Origin of the sequence: Pseudocolwellia sp. AS88, assembly GCF_030551755.1 — a bacterium.
Classification (GTDB): Bacteria; Pseudomonadota; Gammaproteobacteria; order Enterobacterales; family Alteromonadaceae; genus Pseudocolwellia.
Map to the genome: position 1 here is coordinate 33,536 of NZ_JAUPEC010000005.1, position 16,649 is coordinate 50,184.

General features: G+C 36.2%; 14 protein-coding genes. 6 read left to right on the forward strand and 8 right to left on the reverse strand.

What is annotated here, in order from left to right; all coding sequences use genetic code 11:
- Positions 1–55 precede the first annotated feature (55 nt).
- From Q5N69_RS05120 to Q5N69_RS05140, 5 genes are all read right to left on the reverse strand, one after another.
- Positions 56–721, reverse strand: coding sequence for a DUF2726 domain-containing protein (locus Q5N69_RS05120; protein ID WP_304367785.1), 666 nt, complete (start codon positions 719–721; stop codon positions 56–58).
- A gap of 326 nt (positions 722–1,047) precedes the next feature.
- Entirely contained in the window at positions 1,048–2,112 is a 1,065-nt protein-coding gene (locus tag Q5N69_RS05125) for a hypothetical protein (RefSeq protein ID WP_304367786.1), read from the reverse strand.
- A 166-nt stretch (positions 2,113–2,278) separates the two neighbouring features.
- Positions 2,279–2,848 (reverse strand): hypothetical protein, encoded by a 570-nt coding sequence (locus Q5N69_RS05130; RefSeq protein WP_304367787.1) that lies wholly within the window; start codon positions 2,846–2,848, stop codon positions 2,279–2,281.
- A 162-nt stretch (positions 2,849–3,010) separates the two neighbouring features.
- On the reverse strand, positions 3,011–3,700 hold the full coding sequence (locus Q5N69_RS05135) for an exonuclease domain-containing protein (RefSeq protein ID WP_304367788.1): 690 nt from the start codon (positions 3,698–3,700) through the stop codon (positions 3,011–3,013).
- 12 nt (positions 3,701–3,712) lie between these two features.
- Positions 3,713–5,557: a putative nucleotidyltransferase substrate binding domain-containing protein gene (locus Q5N69_RS05140; protein ID WP_304367789.1), complete on the reverse strand. Its 1,845-nt coding sequence runs from the start codon at positions 5,555–5,557 to the stop codon at positions 3,713–3,715.
- 398 nt (positions 5,558–5,955) lie between these two features.
- Here Q5N69_RS05140 and Q5N69_RS05145 point away from each other — a divergent pair, with 398 nt between their 5' ends.
- From Q5N69_RS05145 to Q5N69_RS05160, 4 genes are all read left to right on the forward strand, one after another.
- Entirely contained in the window at positions 5,956–6,207 is a 252-nt protein-coding gene (locus tag Q5N69_RS05145) for a DUF4212 domain-containing protein (protein WP_304367790.1), read from the forward strand.
- The gene (locus tag Q5N69_RS05150; RefSeq protein ID WP_304367791.1) at positions 6,207–7,946 is read left to right on the forward strand and encodes a sodium:solute symporter family protein; all 1,740 of its coding nucleotides are present in this window, start codon (positions 6,207–6,209) and stop codon (positions 7,944–7,946) included. The genes Q5N69_RS05145 and Q5N69_RS05150 overlap by 1 nt, the downstream gene beginning before the upstream one ends.
- A 130-nt stretch (positions 7,947–8,076) precedes the next feature.
- Positions 8,077–8,514, forward strand: coding sequence for a hypothetical protein (locus tag Q5N69_RS05155; RefSeq protein WP_304367792.1), 438 nt, complete (start codon positions 8,077–8,079; stop codon positions 8,512–8,514).
- A gap of 101 nt (positions 8,515–8,615) precedes the next feature.
- On the forward strand, positions 8,616–12,053 hold the full coding sequence (locus Q5N69_RS05160) for a PAS domain-containing hybrid sensor histidine kinase/response regulator (protein WP_304367793.1): 3,438 nt from the start codon (positions 8,616–8,618) through the stop codon (positions 12,051–12,053).
- A 27-nt stretch (positions 12,054–12,080) separates the two neighbouring features.
- Here Q5N69_RS05160 and Q5N69_RS05165 read toward each other — a convergent pair whose 3' ends face one another.
- Both Q5N69_RS05165 and Q5N69_RS05170 read right to left on the reverse strand, forming a co-directional pair.
- Positions 12,081–12,734, reverse strand: coding sequence for a response regulator transcription factor (locus tag Q5N69_RS05165; protein ID WP_304367794.1), 654 nt, complete (start codon positions 12,732–12,734; stop codon positions 12,081–12,083).
- Between the two features lie 421 nt (positions 12,735–13,155).
- On the reverse strand, positions 13,156–14,184 hold the full coding sequence (locus Q5N69_RS05170; protein WP_304367795.1) for a zinc-binding alcohol dehydrogenase family protein: 1,029 nt from the start codon (positions 14,182–14,184) through the stop codon (positions 13,156–13,158).
- 143 nt (positions 14,185–14,327) lie between these two features.
- Between Q5N69_RS05170 and Q5N69_RS05175 the strand changes: the two genes are divergently transcribed.
- Positions 14,328–15,269, forward strand: a complete 942-nt coding sequence (locus tag Q5N69_RS05175) for a LysR family transcriptional regulator (protein WP_304367796.1) — start codon at positions 14,328–14,330, stop codon at positions 15,267–15,269.
- A gap of 98 nt (positions 15,270–15,367) precedes the next feature.
- On the opposite strand, the gene Q5N69_RS05180 is transcribed toward Q5N69_RS05175, so the two are convergent.
- Positions 15,368–15,973, reverse strand: coding sequence for an NUDIX domain-containing protein (locus tag Q5N69_RS05180; protein WP_304367797.1), 606 nt, complete (start codon positions 15,971–15,973; stop codon positions 15,368–15,370).
- Between the two features lie 272 nt (positions 15,974–16,245).
- Between Q5N69_RS05180 and Q5N69_RS05185 the strand changes: the two genes are divergently transcribed.
- Positions 16,246–16,587, forward strand: a complete 342-nt coding sequence (locus Q5N69_RS05185) for a DUF2956 domain-containing protein (RefSeq protein ID WP_304367798.1) — start codon at positions 16,246–16,248, stop codon at positions 16,585–16,587.
- The last annotated feature ends 62 nt before the right edge of the window (positions 16,588–16,649 follow it).

Here is a 16,649-nt window from a genome sequence, read left to right on the forward strand (position 1 = left end):
AGCTAAAGGATGCTGTTAGATGTATAAATATAAAAGATGTTAACTCATAATTTTACTAGTGAGGAAGGGCAGCAACGCGTGGAGCAGGTATTTGTCGTGCCACTTTAGGCTTATTCATTTCTTCTAATTGAGAACGAGCAGCCGCTGGGCTAAGAACACCTGCTGTATTTTTAGATCTTACTCTTACCATAGGTGCAGGTATCACACTACCTTTCATTTTTGGCTCTGGTTGGGCTTTGCCAATTAAACGTGTATTAATACATGAACGTATTTCTTCAACAGTATAATTGGCTTTTACTTTAATTCTTAAATGTGGAATTGACGCTGCTTCTAATGCGCCACTAACAAACCAATCTTTTTTAAGTTTGTAGCCTTTACCTTGAGTATCAACTAAGTCGATAGCGCCAAGCAGTTTCATGGTGTTACGATCACACAAGACAAAATCTAAGTATTTCTTATCGGCATTATTGGCAGCAGCTTGGCTGGCTTTACTTGATACGCCGTTTCGAATGGTTAATATGTCAGAAAGCTTTACTCGGTTCAGTACACGATAGTCAGGTCCCATGGCTTGTTCAACCAAGTTCTGAAAATTCTTTTCCGCTGGCGTAAAAATGGCATTCTTACGATCAAATGGAAAAGGAAAGCTATTGTCATTTAAGCGGCTTGCTAACAAAGCAACAATAACAACAAGTCCCACCATGGCAAATAATATTAATTCCATAAGCTTCTCCAATAATACAAAATTTTGACGGTTTAATTTATGTATTGAATAAAGCAGTATTTATGCCAAATAGTAGTGTGATTTCTTTTAGGACTCGATCTGTTTTATACAGATACAAAAAGACGTGATGATTCAATTTTATTTTCAACTGAAGATGATGGTAATTGACTGATTTATAATACGTATTTTTAATGAAGATGTGCTTTTTACTTGTTTGTTTATTTAGTTATAGAACAAAAAAGAGGGAAGCGAAGCTTCCCTCAAACGCAACCTAATAGCAAAGGTTGACTAATAGAAGTTGATTAGGATTCTCAACAACTGTTTAACTAAAGCGTATATTTTGCAGAAACTTGAAAGTAGTTAGAGTCTGCATCAAATTCAGCCATTTCAAAATTACCTACTTCTACGCCAAAAGAAAGTTCTTTAGTGTAGTTTTTAAATAGATTAACACCCCAATGTGTTCTATCACGGTCTGTTTCGTCAGTTGTGGTATTACCATAGAATACAGAACTACGCATATCTTCTGTCCAGAAATGACGGTATGCCACCATAACTGAAGTGGTATCTTCTACTTCTTCACCAACGATATCCGTAGATGCAACTACGCCAATGTAGCGACCTACGTTGCCTCCATATACTTGAAAGCGGAAATCATCTTTCCCGTACGTATTAATGCGACCAGCAACACCATAACCAAATGCTGAATGAGTATTACCTAAAGTCGATTCTAATTTACGGCCTAAACCTGATACTGAAACATTACCCCAGTCGCCAGAGAACGTATATTTAGCGATAAAATCAGGAACACCATCACCAGCGGTGTCACTGGTAGCTATTCGGTTACCACCAAAAGATTCTGGATTTTCAATCGAAACTTGTAAACCGCCCATGGTATAACGAATTTGACCTTGACGTATAAATGCTGATGCAACTAGAGGACCACCAAAATCGGCTGCTTCAGCCAATGCACTGGTATTTTGGAAAGTAGTCCAAGTTTGACCAACTAAAATGTTTTTGTATTGAATAAATGCATGACGTATACGAGGATTTGAAGAGTTAGATATAATTTCGTTACCGCCGCCAGCAATAGCATCACCATAAAAATCCATTTCAATAAATCCAGTAACATCACCATGTATGTATTTGGTATTTATACGGGTTTCGTTTGCCGAAATACCGAAATTAGACTGATCTTCAGCAAGTACATTTCCACCGCCGTACCAATAGTCATTCGCTTCGATGTTACCGTCTGTATAACGAGTATCTACCTTGATATAACCACCAAAAATAAGTTTACTGTTTTCACCTGTTTTTATCTCATAGCCTGCATTTGCTGTACCTGCGATAGCAAATAGTCCGCCCATTAGTAGTGCTTTTTTAGTTGTGATCATGTTATCCCCTGTATAGCTTTTAGACGAAAAAACCTGCCCCGTAGCTAATTTATGTAATGTTATTATTGTGTTGCGTGTTATGTGAGGTTAGTGCCTCACGAGTTATGCCTGGTATATCAATAGTGATTAAACGTTGTTTTATTTTTATACGTTTTTATTGTTAATGTTAATTAAGTAACATTAGTTTTTTCTCTAATGCTTGAGCTTTTAGCGCTTTTCGCATTACTTCCCCCGAAGATGTTTTTACTAAATAATCTATAAATTCGATAGATTTTGGTCGTGCAATTGAACCGATCTCAGCTTGAATCAATTCTTGTAAAACTTGTTCAATGTTATTGTCAGCTAGCAATGTGTCTTGTTTAAGTACAACAAATACATGTATTTCATTACCTTTTTGTTCATGTGGAAGTCCAACAACAGCAACTTCTTGGACATCAGGGTGGCTGAGTAAAACACTTTCAATTTCAGAACTCTCTAAACGGTAACGTTCTGTTTTTAATGTTTGCATTGAATCTTCAATAACCCAAATATAGTCACCATCTACAGTTTCTGCACAATTATTTTTTTTGTTTGTATTTTGAGGAGACGTTTTACTGGTGTTAAATAGCTCATTCCAAGGCTGAGAGGTGTTCTTTGTTTCATGAGTCATTATGTTTTTACATTCGGCCATGTTGTAGCCATATATAGCTTGATCATTATTTATTTGATAACTATCAGACTTGCGTGATGTATTCATAAATGACTTCTCTAATTGAAAATAGCGAATTAATGTTTTTTGAACTTGCCCAATAAACTAAACATTTATTGTTCAATTTAACATTAGACCTAAGTCTAAATTTTCATCAAGAAGTCTATTGTTTTTAGTCCAACAAAAAGTGGATTTAGAGAAAGGAGCTATTTACAATAAGAGATCTGCTAGATTTGTTTTGTTAGGCTCTTGTCTTGCATTTACTTGAGCCATAAGTAGCTCGGCAGTTGCTATAGCATCATTTAAAGCATTATGAGCATGATGCTCTGGTAATTGATATTGCGTACGTAATGCCGATAAGCGCAAAGAAGAGGGATCATAAGAAACATCACGAGCATCTAAACGCCTTTTTGCCACCATCAGAGTATCTATCATCGGAAATACAGGGGCTATACCATAAAGTTTAATGCAGGCCTGCTGGAGGAATTCTCGCTCTATACGTGCAAAATGAACTAGCATCACTTTACCTGTTAGTGCTTTTAATAATGTTTCAACAACAACTCTAAGAGGTTCTCCTTGGTCTTTTTCACTGTCAGTAATTTGGTGGATAGTGACATTATCTGATTTTAAAAGACCTTTGCTGTGAACAATTTGATGATAACTGGTTTTTAATGGAATTTTATTTGCCAGTAAGTCAACAAAACCAATACTGAGAAGTTTATCTGTTTTGGCATTCAAACCTGTTGTTTCGAAATCTACAGATAAAATAGGTGTATCTATAAAAAACTGTTTTTCGTCAGGAAAGGGCACAGAGAGAAAATCACGTAAAGCTCCTGCGTGGGCTTGCTTTAGTAGACGCTTTCTTTTTGCTTCATAGCCAAATAAGTTCTTAAAAATCATTAAGGAATTTCCTTAGTATGAAGATTGTCTAACATCTTGCATGGTTTTTATTACCTTAAAAGCATCTTTAAGGTGTTCTCGCTCAAGTTTTGACAAAGCTTTAGGTGGCAGAAAGTTATTGGGCTTTTTATTATTCTGCATCCTCATTGATTGATTTTGCATACGTAACATAGATATGAACTCATAAGCAGCAATTAGATTTGCCGCAGATTCTTTAGTTAATGATCTTGTGCCTGCTGCTTTTTGTAAACGAGTTATTGTATTTGTACTACTGATGCCCTCTGTAAGCGCATATATTCTTGCAAGATCGACAATGGGAGCTATGCCGTTATGCTTTAAGTCGAGTACTGACTTGTTTTCCCCATCGTGTTTAAGAACAAAATCACGGAAAAAACCTAAAGGTGGCTTTAATCTTAATGCGTTTTTCGATAAATGAGCAATAAACATAGTACTTCGTTTAGTTTTCTCTAACATTTCGTAACGCACATTTTCTAGCAACGATGAATCGCCATAAACAGTGGTTAAATCAAAAAATATGCTGGCGTTTAGTAATGCTGCAGAGCTTGGAGTATTTACCCATTCGTCGAAATAACGGTGCCATATTTTTTGCGGTTGTCGCCATCTTTGATTAGTTGCCATAATATCGCCAGGGCAATAAATAAAACCACAAGCGGCTAACCCATCAGAAACAAAAGTTGCTAGATCAAAAAACCAAGTTTGGTCTTCAGGTTTCATATCATCAGATATGATTAAAGCATTGTCTTGATCTGAATGAGCTAACTGTTCTTGACGTGCTTGTGAACCAGCTGCTAACCAAGCATAAGGTACTGGAGGCGGACCAAGTAATTTTTCAGCCATTTCAATTAAACGTATTGTAAATGCCATAGTTATTGCGCTGATACTTTTACCAACGTGGTCAGCAGTAGTGCCAAGTTTAGCCATGCGAATTTGCAATTTAGGTAACATAGTACTGATTTTAGCAAGCTCATTCACTGTTGTTGCTTTGTGAATAATACTGGTTAGGTTAACGGCGTGTTGACCTTCATAATTCATTAAATCGGTAACCGTTAACATGCCTTCCAATTTACCTTGATTAGTGACAGGTAAATGATGGATATGTTTTCCTGTCATTACCATTAAAGCATCATAGGCTGAACTGTTTACATCAATAGTTGTTGGATTTTTAGTGATAATATCGCTGATCGGTTGCTTAAGCGATAAACCTTCAGCTACACAGCGACGACGTATGTCTTTGTCGGTCACAATCCCGATAAAATTGTCTTCTTCTAAAATGATTAAGCAAGAATAGCCTTGTTCAGTCATAGATATTGCGGCTTCTTGAATGGTACTTCTATGGTCAATACTGGCGACTGGAGTATGATAAAAATGTGTAATAGGTGTATTCATTAACGAAGACGAAATAATGGCGGCTTCATTAACCCGTGTCATTTTTTTGTGTAAGCGCTGCTCGGCACTGTGTTCAAAAAAAGCGATAACATCAGGGAAGTCATGCAATATTTCTTGTAATGCAGGATAGGGCAGGGCGTACAATAAAGTATCTTCGTTACTGCATAATCTAATATCTATACTTGTTTGTGCATGACAATATAAAGTGCAGATATCTGTTTCGCTAAACATGCCTAATAATTCGTTATCTGCTGAGTAGTAACTTAAAGCGCCTTTTCTTAAAACAAATAATGTTTCTGCTGATAACTCATCCGGTGGTAAATCTTCTTGTTTGCGTAGGTAACAAATACTTATTTCTTTAACTACTGTGTCTAATAAAGGATCTGGCAATAAGTCAAAAGGAGGGATTAATTTTAAAAACACTCTGATGTCTGCGAGTTCGTTACTCATATTTTATTTTCCATTAAATAATCCTACCTAAATTTGAATGCTTTTATATTAAGCAAACAGGCGAGTTTATCTGTTATGTAGCGCAGTGTTACTCATTAAACTAGTCCTATTGGTAGTAGTGCGTCAACAATAATCCATGGGGTTTAGACTAAAGTGTAATACTCCGATTGAAAAAAGCTTGCTAGTGTTGATACTCATACCACCTCAAGATGCAGGATTCATCCGAAACTCGCCTTTTGAGGTGGCATGGATATAAAAATAGATAGGCTTAGTATTCACCAGAGACTTTAATGATCTTTTCATTAAGCATCAATCATGAATATTTAACCTTTCTCAACATAACTATTCGTTAACTTGGCGTATAAAAATAAGAAACGCTCAATTGCTAGGAGAAAATGATGGAAGGTGAAACTACATATTGGCAGGAAAATCTGCGCTTAATATTTATTAGTCTTGTCATTTGGTTTGTCGTCTCATTTGGTTTAGGCATATTACTTGTCGAGCCATTAAATGAATTTCGATTAGGTGGATACAAGCTAGGTTTCTGGTTTGCACAACAGGGCTCAATTTACACATTTGTTGGTTTAGTTTTTTGGTACTCAGCTAAAATGAACAAACTAGATAAAAAATATAAGGTGGAGGAGTCGTAATGGATGAGTTAAAACTATATACGTATATTGCTGTTTTTGGTTCATTTGCTTTATATTTTGCAATCGCTTGGTGGGCTCGTGCGGGTTCTACAAGTGATTTTTATGTTGCAGGGGGAGACATAACACCGTTACAAAATGGTATGGCAATTGGTGCCGATTGGATGAGCGCTGCGTCGTTTATTTCAATGGCAGGTTTAATTGCTTTCTTAGGTTACGGTGGTTCAGTATTTTTAATGGGTTGGACGGGCGGTTATGTATTACTCGCCATGCTTTTAGCTCCTTACATGCGTAAACACGGTAAGTTTACGGTTCCAGAATTTATTTCAGATCGTTACTACTCAAAAACAGCACGTATTGTTGCTGTAATTTGTTTAATTATCGCTTCTTTAACTTACATCATTGGTCAAATGAAAGGTGTAGGTGTTGCTTTTTCTCGCTTCTTAGAAGTTGATTACGGTTTAGGCTTAGGTATAGGTATGGCTGTAGTTTGGGTATACGCTGTACTAGGTGGTATGAAAGGTATTACTTACACGCAGATTGCTCAATACTGTGTATTAATTTTTGCTTATACAATTCCTGCTGTATTTATCTCATTACAATTAACAGGTAACCCAATTCCACAATTAGGTTTAGGTTCTACACTTGCTGACGGTAGCGGTGTTTATTTACTTGATAAACTTGATATGGTTGTTACTGATTTAGGTTTTAAAGAATACACAACTGACAACATGGGCGGCACGTTAAACATGTTCGCATATACTATGTCGTTAATGATTGGTACTGCTGGTTTACCTCATGTAATCATGCGTTTCTTCACTGTTCCTTCTGTACAAGCTGCTCGTTCATCTGCTGGTTATGCGTTAGTATTTATCGCATTACTTTACACAGTTGCTCCAGCTGTTGGTGCAATGGCTCGTTTAAACTTAATGAATACTATTGAACCTGCTGCGGGTCAAAATCTTGAATACGAAGCACGTCCACAATGGTTTAAAGATTGGGAAACAACTGGCTTATTGAAGTTTGAAGATAAAAACGGCGATGGCAAAATTACTTATGTAGCAGACGCTGAAAAGAATGAAATGGTTAAAGTTGACCGTGACATTATGGTACTTGCTAATCCAGCTATTGCTAACTTACCTAATTGGGTTATTGCACTAGTAGCTGCTGGTGGTTTAGCTGCTGCACTATCAACCGCCGCAGGTTTATTGTTGGCGATATCCTCCTCTATCTCCCATGATTTAATGAAAGGGGTGTTAACACCAGACTTGTCCGATAAAAACGAGTTACTAGCGGGGCGGATTGTGATGACAATTGCTATTCTGATCTCCGGTTATCTCGGGCTGCATCCTCCTGGCTTCGCCGCCGGAACCGTCGCCTTAGCATTCGGTTTGGCTGCCTCGTCAATATTCCCTGCACTAATGATGGGTATATTCGCTAAGAAAATGAGTGGTACTGCTGCTGTATGGGGTATGTGTTCTGGTATCGGTGTAACTATGTTGTATGTATTCCAACATAAAGGCATCATGTTTATCCCAGGTACATCGTTCTTAGGTGATATGGGGCCAGATTGGTTCTTCGGTATTTCACCTAACGCGTTTGGTGCTGTTGGTGCTCTTGTAAACTTTGCGGTAGCGTTTATCGTGCTAAGATTTACTGGCCCAGCTCCGGCTCATATTCAGGATATGGTTGATAACTTCCGTAGTCCTTATGGTAAGATTGAAGCATCACACGATCACTAATTTTATACCTCTGTTGCACCTTGGTGTAGTAGAGGATAGTGTAATGTAAGCTAGAATGAGGCTAGACGATTTATCGCCTAGCCTTTTATTTTTTAACCTTTTAACTTTCAGATAAGAGCATCAATATTTTATGAATAAACACACTAAACTTGCTTTATTAGTTGCCCCTTTTCTTATTTTAGGTGGGTATATTGCTTCTGACTTATATATTGAAAACCAAGCAGAAAAAACACGTGTTTTTCAAATGGAACCATCGGGTAATTGCGATGTAATTAATAAAAGCTGTATTTTAAAATCTGGCGAATTTGAAGTGAACATTTATGATGAAGGTGGAATTACTACCGTTAATTCAACGTTCCCGCTTGATACGGCAACTTTATTTTTAGTAAGTAAAACAGAAGAAGTTACAGTTCATCCATTAGGCATGATAGATAGTGCTTACTATTGGAAAAGCCCAACGGCTTTACGACAACTTGTATCAGCTAAAGGATCTAAATATAAGCTACGTTTAATTGCTAATATTAAAGGTGGTCAATATATCAGTGAATTTACAACTAACACCATGTAATAGATAAAACTTACAGTAGTTTACTCATAATGATTAAAATACAATAAGATGAAACACTGTAACCACCTATTATTTAGTTATCTAATTACAAGAGAATACCTATGTTTCCAAATTGGCAATTAACAACATTAAGCTTCTTTTATATTTGCTTATTATTTTTAATTGCTTTTATTGGAGACAAATATAGAAATAAACTTCTTGAACGTTACCAATCGAGTATTTATGCCTTAACCCTTGGAGTTTATTGTACTTCTTGGAGCTTTTTAGGAACCACAGGGCAAACAGCCAATAATATTCTTTCTCATTTACCTATTTATTTAGGTCCCATATTTCTCTTCTTTTTTGCTTGGCCTTTTATCCAGCGTATTATTCGAGTTAGCCTAAAGTTAAATTTAACTTCAATTGCTGACTTACTTGCAGCTCGTTATGGAAAATCCCACAAACTTGCAGTATTAGTTACTTTAGTGGCTTTAGTGGGAACTATGCCGTACATAGCTTTACAGCTTAAGGCGATTGTTTATTCGTTTACACAATTACAAGCAGAGCAAGACTTTAACCATTGGCAACTAGGTTTAGCGGTAAGCTTAGTACTCGCAGGTTTTACTATTGTTTTTGGTATTCGTAATATCGATGTTACAGAACGCCACCCTGGGATCATGCTGGCGATAGCATTTGAATCATTAGTGAAATTGTTTGCGTTTTTGGCTGTTGGGATTTTTGTTACTTTTTTCCTGTTCGATTCTCCTGGCGATTTATGGGAACAAACCAGCGTTAATATTAAGCTTGAAGATCAGTTTAGTTTACCAAGTATAGCCTCTGTACTTGCTATGTTAGTTATTACGATGGCAGCTTTTTTGTCTTTACCACGGCAGTTCCAAGTGATGGTGGTAGAGTTAAAAGAAGAAAAAAACATCTATCTTAGCCGACGACTTTTCCCTTTATATTTGTTTGTATTTGCCGTTTTTGCTATCCCATTAGGTTTAGCTGGACAGTTATTATTAGGTGATAGCGTACCTTCAGACGCTTATGTTTTATTTTTACCAAGTTTAAAAGATCAAACATGGCTCACCCTTTTAACCTTCTTAGGTGCTATATCATCTGCAAGCTCTATGGTTATTATTTCCGCGATTGCTTTAAGTACGATGTTGAGTAACGAAATCGTTTTTCCACATTTATATCGTGCTAAAAAATCAAGTAATGCCGATTACGACAGCTTTAGAGCGCGTTTACTTTATATTCGTAAACTTCTAGTTTTTAGCGTTATATTTTTAGGCTTTGGTGTGTCATTAATGCTGCCCTCAGATACCTTATCTTCATTGGGTGAAATTGCTTTTGGGGCTTTTGCACAATTAACACCAGCATTGGTTGCGGCTTTTTATTGGCGACGAGCTACATTAACTGGAGTTTACGCAGGTATATTAGTTGGTTTTATGTTGTGGTTAATGTTTAACTTTTTACCTCAATTTGGTTTATATATTCCACCTTTTTCTGACGGTATTATTCCTGCTAGTAGCATGGCAACCTTAGTGAGTTTAACCGTTAACATGTTTGTTATTTGGAGCTTGTCACAAGTTAGCCGACAAAGTGTGCAAGAACGAGTACAAGCGTCAATATTCTTAGAATGGCAATCACCTAAAGTTTTAACTTCACAAAAATACCGTCATCTTGATTTTCGTGAGTTAGAACTATTAGTTTCACGTTTTGTAGGGGAAGAAAAAACAGGCCCTAGTTTTGAGGAGTTTCAACGCAAAACTTTTGATATGAAAGTTGGTAACAATACTTACAATCAAATGTTGCTAGAACATACGGAAAATACCTTAGCTAGTGTTATGGGTGCATCTTCTGCACGTTTGGTGTTGTACTCAGCTTTAGAAGGCCGTGATATCGCATTAGATGAGTTAACCGTTTTAGTTGAGGAAGCTTCAACACATCGCCAAAAATATAGTAGAAACTTATTACAAAGTGCGATAGAAAATGCCAGCCAAGGTTTTTCAGTGATAGATGCTGATTTAAAAATTGTGGCGTGGAACAAAAAGTACATCGACTTTTTTGATTATCCAAAAGAGCTTGTTTATGTTGGTTGTCCAATTGAAGATTTATTGAGATATAACGGTAAACGTGGCTTATTTGGTACGAGTAATGTAAACGAAGCCGTTAATAAACGACTCGACTACTTACGCAATGGTAGTCCGCATTCTACTGAGCGTATGTACAAAAATGGTAAGTCTATTCGTATTGAAGGTAATCCGTTGCCCGATGGCGGCTTTGTTATGATGTTTTCTGATGTTACGGCTTATCGACAAGCGGAGCGAGTTCTGCAAGATGCTAATTTAGATTTAGAATCGATAGTGCAAGAGCGTACTAAAAAACTTGAACAAGTAAATGAAGCGCTCGCGAGTGCACGATATAAAGCCGAAGAAGCTCATATTAAAAAGAGCCAATATTTAAAAGCTTGTAGTCACGATTTAATGCAGCCTTTAGAGGCCGCTAGACTTTTTACTTCAGCACTCGCAGATCAAAAAAACTTGAATCCAGTACAAGAACGACAAGTCAATAATATTGATCGATCTTTAAAAGTGGCAAGTGATTTATTATCTGATTTAAGTGAAATTGCGCGCATTGAAAGTGGCAATATTAAACCTCAGCTAGAAGTTTTTAAGATCAATGAATTGTTTGATAATTTGGCGCAAGAGTTTTCAGCATCAGCTGTAGAAGCAGAGGTCGACTTTCGTGTTGTGGCGAGTTCTGCTTGGATAAAATCAGATAAACGTTTAATTCGACGTATATTACAAAACCTTATTGGTAATGCTTTCCGTTATGCCAGTTCTGGTAAGGTTCTATTAGGGGCTCGTATTGTTGGCAATGCTGTTAATATTCAAGTGCTTGATAATGGACCTGGCATTCCTGAAGATAAACAAGAGTTAGTTTTTGAACAATTCACACAATTAGATACTTCAAGTAGACAATCTACTCAAGGTTTAGGGCTTGGCTTAAACATCACTCAAAGCTTAGCTCAATTGTTAGGTCATACTTTACAACTTAAATCTAAAGAAAATCAGGGATGTAAGTTTACCTTATTGGTTGAGAAAGCCGCTGCTGGTAACATCCGTAAAACTCATGCTCCAATCATAAATACAGGCTTTAAAGATGTTACTGTATTATGTATTGATAACGATCCTGATGTTTTAGCAGGCATGGTGGCACTTTTAGAAGCTTGGCAATGTAATGTATTAACTGCTGATTCTTATGCTTCGGCTCAACAAGTGTTTGCAGAAGAGGGGGAGAGTATCAGGATTTTACTCGCAGATTATCAATTAAATAATAATGAAGATGGATTGACGCTTATTGCCCAGTTACGTGAGCTGTGTCCATATTATTTACCTGCTATATTAATCACAGCAGCTACCGAAAGCGAAGTCGATGTTAAAGCCGAACGAGCAGATGTTGGCTTTATGAGAAAGGTAGTAAAGCCAGCCGCATTGCGTGCCATGATGAGCGCAAAATTAGCCAAGAACCTTCAAGATAATTACTTATCTTAAGGGTTCTCTATAACTTGTTATTTGCACTTAATCTAAGTTCAATTCGGGAATATCTAATTGACTAATGGCGATAACTGCTTGTGTACGATTACGAACATTTAACTTACGAAAGATCGCTGTAGCATGTGCCTTTATTGTCGCTTCAGAAACATGCAAGTCGTACGCTATTTGCTTATTTAACAAGCCTTGGGCAAACATCAGTAATATTTTATATTGCTGTTGAGTTAAGCTTGCAACACGCTCTGATATATCTGTACTTTCGTGATCATTCTCCAGCGCTTGAAAAGCTTCAGGCACCCAAGTATTACCAAATAAAACTTGTTGAATAGCCGTAATAATAAGTTCCACAGGCGTAGATTTTGGAATGAAACCTGCTGCACCAAACTCCATAGACTTACTGATGGTTTCTTGATCTTCGTGAGCAGAAACAATCACCACGGGTATTTGTGGGAAATGATTTCGTACATGTATCAAGGTATTAAAACCGTGAGCACCTGGAATGTTTAAATCAAGTAAAAGTAAATCACTGTCGCTATGACTGATAAGTTGCTTTTCAAGTTCAGGTATTGTTTGTGCTTCTAGCCAAGCGGTATCAATAAATTTTGATTTTAAAGTCCCCAATAAAGCCTGTCTAAATAAAGGATGGTCATCAGCTATTATAATTTTTTCTGGCTGAATCATAAGAATATTCCTTAGGATCTAATTTTATAAATATAAATGAGTTAAAAATCTTTATTAGACTTTAGCATAATAAAGAAAAACTGCTTGTTAACATTTTTTAGTCGTTGTTACGTGAAAAATTATAGTTATATTTTTATTTTAGTAAATAACAAGTAGCGGCATCACTATAGCAGAGTTATGAGAAATAAAGCATATAAGGTTATTTTGATCAGTGATGAGAAAAAGTGATGTTAACTTTTGTTTTATTACTTAAATTTAAAGTGTGATGAGATAGAGATAAAGGAGGATTGGATATATTGGCGCCGGACTTATGGGATAATTAAAAACGGTCTCGAATCGTTTGTTGATTTTAAGACCGTTTAATTTAGTTTTATTTTAGCTGAAATCGCAATAGTGATAACTCAAAAGTTAAAACTGAGCCTTAAAAACCTTCTAAAACAATTTTACCTATCGCACTTCCTGCTTCTAATTCTTGATGCGCTAGCTTAAGGTTTTCTGCATTAATTGTTCCTAAACTTTTACCTACAGTTGTTTTTACAAAACCTTTATCAATAAGGTCTGCTACTTTATTAAGTAAGTGGCTTTGCTCTTCAATATCGCTCGCGTCAAACATTGCACGTGCAAACATAAACTCAATATGAAGAGATAAGCTTTTCAATTTAAGCTTCATTACATCTAAGCTTTCTGAAGGATCGTCAATTAAAGCAATTTTACCAAACGGAACCAATAGATCGATATAGGTATCAAAGTAGCTACCTGTACCATTCAAACTTGCTACATGAGTTACTGAACCTATATTTAATGCATCTATTTGAGGTTTTAATGGCTTAGTATGATCTACTACATAATCAGTGCCTAATTCTTTAACCCAAGCTTGTGAGCTTTCACGAGAAGCGGTCGCGATAACGGTAGCTCCTGTAATAGCTTTAGCTAATTGAATAAGAATAGAACCAACACCACCGGCAGCGCCAACCACTAAAATAATTTCATTAGATTTAGCTTTCGACCCCGCTTCTTGCTGTTTAATAGCTAAATGTTCAAACAAAAGTTCGTATGCAGTTATTGTTGTTAAAGGTAAAGCCGCTGCTTCTACATCAGACAAGCTTTTTGGTTTAAAGCCAACAATACGCTCATCTACTAATTGATATTCTGCATTACTACCTTGACGAGCTAGAGCGCCTGCATAATAAACTTTATCACCAATTTCAAATTTAGATGCTTGATCGCCTTTCTCAAATACTTCACCAACAGCATCCCAGCCAAGTACTTTGTATTCACCTTCTTCTGCTGACATTCGAGTTCTAATTTTATAATCAACAGGGTTAACAGCAATCGCATTTACTTTAACTAAAATATCGCGCCCCGTAGCTTTTGGTTGTGGTAATTCAATATTGATTAGCGAATCGGCTTCATTAATTGGTAACGATTCTTTATATCCAACAGCTTTCATAGGTGTAACTCCAATAAGAATATTTAAATGGTTAATTTAAAATTTTGTTATTCAATGTGTAACTCATGACAACATAATAGGGTTTCATTTAACAAAGATAAACAGCATAATAATTAAAACATTATCAAAAATAATTTGACAATATGCTGTTAGAAGATTTACAGGTTGTATTAAAAGTAGCTGAGTTTAAAGGCATCACCGCGGCAGCTAAAAGTTTAAACATGCAAACGGCGACAGCTAGTGCAGCGATTAAACGTGTAGAAAAAGCTTTAGGTAAAGATTTGTTTGTTAGAACAACTCGACAGTTAAGACTTTCTAGTGCGGGTGAACGCTATATTCCACAATGCCAGCAAGCACTATTAACATTAGAACAAGCTAAAAAGAATATGCGTGATGATCTTGATGTAATCGATGGCGAACTGCGTATTGCTTCATCGTCAGATTTTGGTCGTAATTTAGCAGCAGTATGGCTTGATGAGTTTTTAGAAGCTCACCCTAAAGTTAATTTAAAATTAAGTATTAGTGACAGCAATATTGATCTATACCGAGACTCGATTGATATTGCCTTACGTTATGGCTCTCCATCGGATTCAAACCTTTACGGGTTTAAAATTTGTAATGTGCCTCGACTGTTATGTGCTTCACCAGAGTATTTAGAGAAAAATGGAACACCAAAACATCCTAATGATTTAGTTGACCATAACGGATTGTTTTATCAACTTCGAGATGTAGTCAATAATAGCTGGCGATTTACCCGTGATGGTGAAGAATTCAAAGTGCGAATGCTAGGTAATCGAGCTTCTAACGATGGTGATTTAGTGAGACGTTGGTGCGTGAGTGGTAAAGGTTTGGCTTTTAAATCTTGTTTAGATATTTCTGAAGACTTACTCTCTGGGCGCCTTGTGAAAGTTATGCCTGAATATAAAACGAGTATGACTGAGTTATGGTTAGTGTGCCCTAGCAAGCAATCGATAACACCCGCGGTGCGATTATTAAGGGATGTTTTCAAAGAAAAATGTTCAGCTATTTTAATGGGATTAGTAGACGAAGGTATTTTGAGTAAAGATATGATTGAAAGTGAGTAGTTAACACTTTTGCTATTCACTTTAAGGTTGATACAAAAAAGCTGATAATATTTCTATTATCAGCTTTTTTACTTAACTTTAACTTGGCTTAGGTAGCTTTACGCAAGCTCTTTTTCAACAAGTATTTCACAAATGATGCGAGCCCAAGCTTCAATGTTATAGTCACCAGAAAGTAATTCTTTAGGCGAAATAAAACCAACAGTTTTTAATTGATCTTCACAAGAATCAATACCTTCACCATCAAGTTCATGAACATAAACAACGGCTAAATGCACACGGTCAACTTCGGTGTCATCAGCACAAACTTTCTTTTCAAGTTCAACTGTTTTTACAATAGATGACGTTAGGTTAACTTCTTCTTCAAGCTCTCGTGCCATAGTGTTAGCTAGTGATTGCTCAAGATCGATTACGCTGTTTTCAATCACTAAATCTTCTAAATCCCAATGGCCACCTACAGCAACGGCGATTTTGTTATGTAAACGGCTTTCACCGCCTTTAGACGTACGTTCGTAAGCCCAAACTTTACCTTTGTGAGTAAAGATTGAAATAGGTAACAACTGACGGAAATCATCATCTTTCTCAAGCATAGCTCTTTGGCCAAGCATAAGATCACTGTTATTAAGTTTGTAATCAACAAAGCCGTGTTCACGGTGTTTTACTTTTTCAGATTTAATACAAACAATGTGCTCTTGATGTTTCTTCATTATAACTCTCAGTGTTAATTTATTAGTGCGTATGACAGGTATTATACGTGGATTAAATACTAGGAATAAAGACTCTTTTTAAGAGAGTTACGTATCTTTAATATATTAACCCGCTTTAATCTGTAATTTACAAAAAGCTTTATAGCTGAACAAAGCATAATAGATTTTTATATAAATTAAGCGTCATATCCTGCAAGCATTATTCACATAAAAACAGTATAATAATACTTACTAAGTACTATAAATTTTATTCACTTTAACTGTAACAATTTATGAATCCAAATTCCTCAAAAGAAACGCAACAAGAAGCCCTTAAAGTTGCTAAATCTATTCAAAAACCGGGTCAAACAAAAGAGCAAACTAAGCTTATCGCTCAAGGTATTGAAAAGGGAATAAGTGAATATAAAAAACAACAAAAAGCAAAAGCTAGAGAGCGTGATAAACAGCGTAAGCAACAGTTAAAAGTTAAAAACACTGTTGGAGAAAATGAAGCTGACGATCAACTCGATCAAAACGATTTTCAATCTCCAAGTAAAGGCGCTATGTTTATGATTCTTCCATGGGGCTTACTCATTATGAGTTGGTTTTTATTTGCTTTGTTTTTTACTCGTTAAGCTTATAACACCAAACATTCAAACTTATAACATCTATTTTATTGAACAATCTTATTGTTAAT

Bases quoted from the DNA above. Each gene is read 5' to 3' on its own strand.
- Q5N69_RS05140 (WP_304367789.1), bottom strand. From the start codon at position 5,557: ATGAGTAACGAACTCGCAGACATCAGAGTGTTTTTAAAATTAATCCCT.
- Q5N69_RS05155 (WP_304367792.1), top strand. From the start codon at position 8,077: ATGAATAAACACACTAAACTTGCTTTATTAGTTGCCCCTTTTCTTATT.
- Q5N69_RS05120 (WP_304367785.1), bottom strand. From the start codon at position 721: ATGGAATTAATATTATTTGCCATGGTGGGACTTGTTGTTATTGTTGCT.
- Q5N69_RS05180 (WP_304367797.1), bottom strand. From the start codon at position 15,973: ATGAAGAAACATCAAGAGCACATTGTTTGTATTAAATCTGAAAAAGTA.
- Q5N69_RS05145 (WP_304367790.1), top strand. From the start codon at position 5,956: ATGGAAGGTGAAACTACATATTGGCAGGAAAATCTGCGCTTAATATTT.
- Q5N69_RS05160 (WP_304367793.1), top strand. From the start codon at position 8,616: ATGTTTCCAAATTGGCAATTAACAACATTAAGCTTCTTTTATATTTGC.
- Q5N69_RS05125 (WP_304367786.1), bottom strand. From the start codon at position 2,112: ATGATCACAACTAAAAAAGCACTACTAATGGGCGGACTATTTGCTATC.
- Q5N69_RS05175 (WP_304367796.1), top strand. From the start codon at position 14,328: ATGCTGTTAGAAGATTTACAGGTTGTATTAAAAGTAGCTGAGTTTAAA.
- Q5N69_RS05170 (WP_304367795.1), bottom strand. From the start codon at position 14,184: ATGAAAGCTGTTGGATATAAAGAATCGTTACCAATTAATGAAGCCGAT.
- Q5N69_RS05185 (WP_304367798.1), top strand. From the start codon at position 16,246: ATGAATCCAAATTCCTCAAAAGAAACGCAACAAGAAGCCCTTAAAGTT.
- Q5N69_RS05165 (WP_304367794.1), bottom strand. From the start codon at position 12,734: ATGATTCAGCCAGAAAAAATTATAATAGCTGATGACCATCCTTTATTT.
- Q5N69_RS05135 (WP_304367788.1), bottom strand. From the start codon at position 3,700: ATGATTTTTAAGAACTTATTTGGCTATGAAGCAAAAAGAAAGCGTCTA.
- Q5N69_RS05130 (WP_304367787.1), bottom strand. From the start codon at position 2,848: ATGAATACATCACGCAAGTCTGATAGTTATCAAATAAATAATGATCAA.
- Q5N69_RS05150 (WP_304367791.1), top strand. From the start codon at position 6,207: ATGGATGAGTTAAAACTATATACGTATATTGCTGTTTTTGGTTCATTT.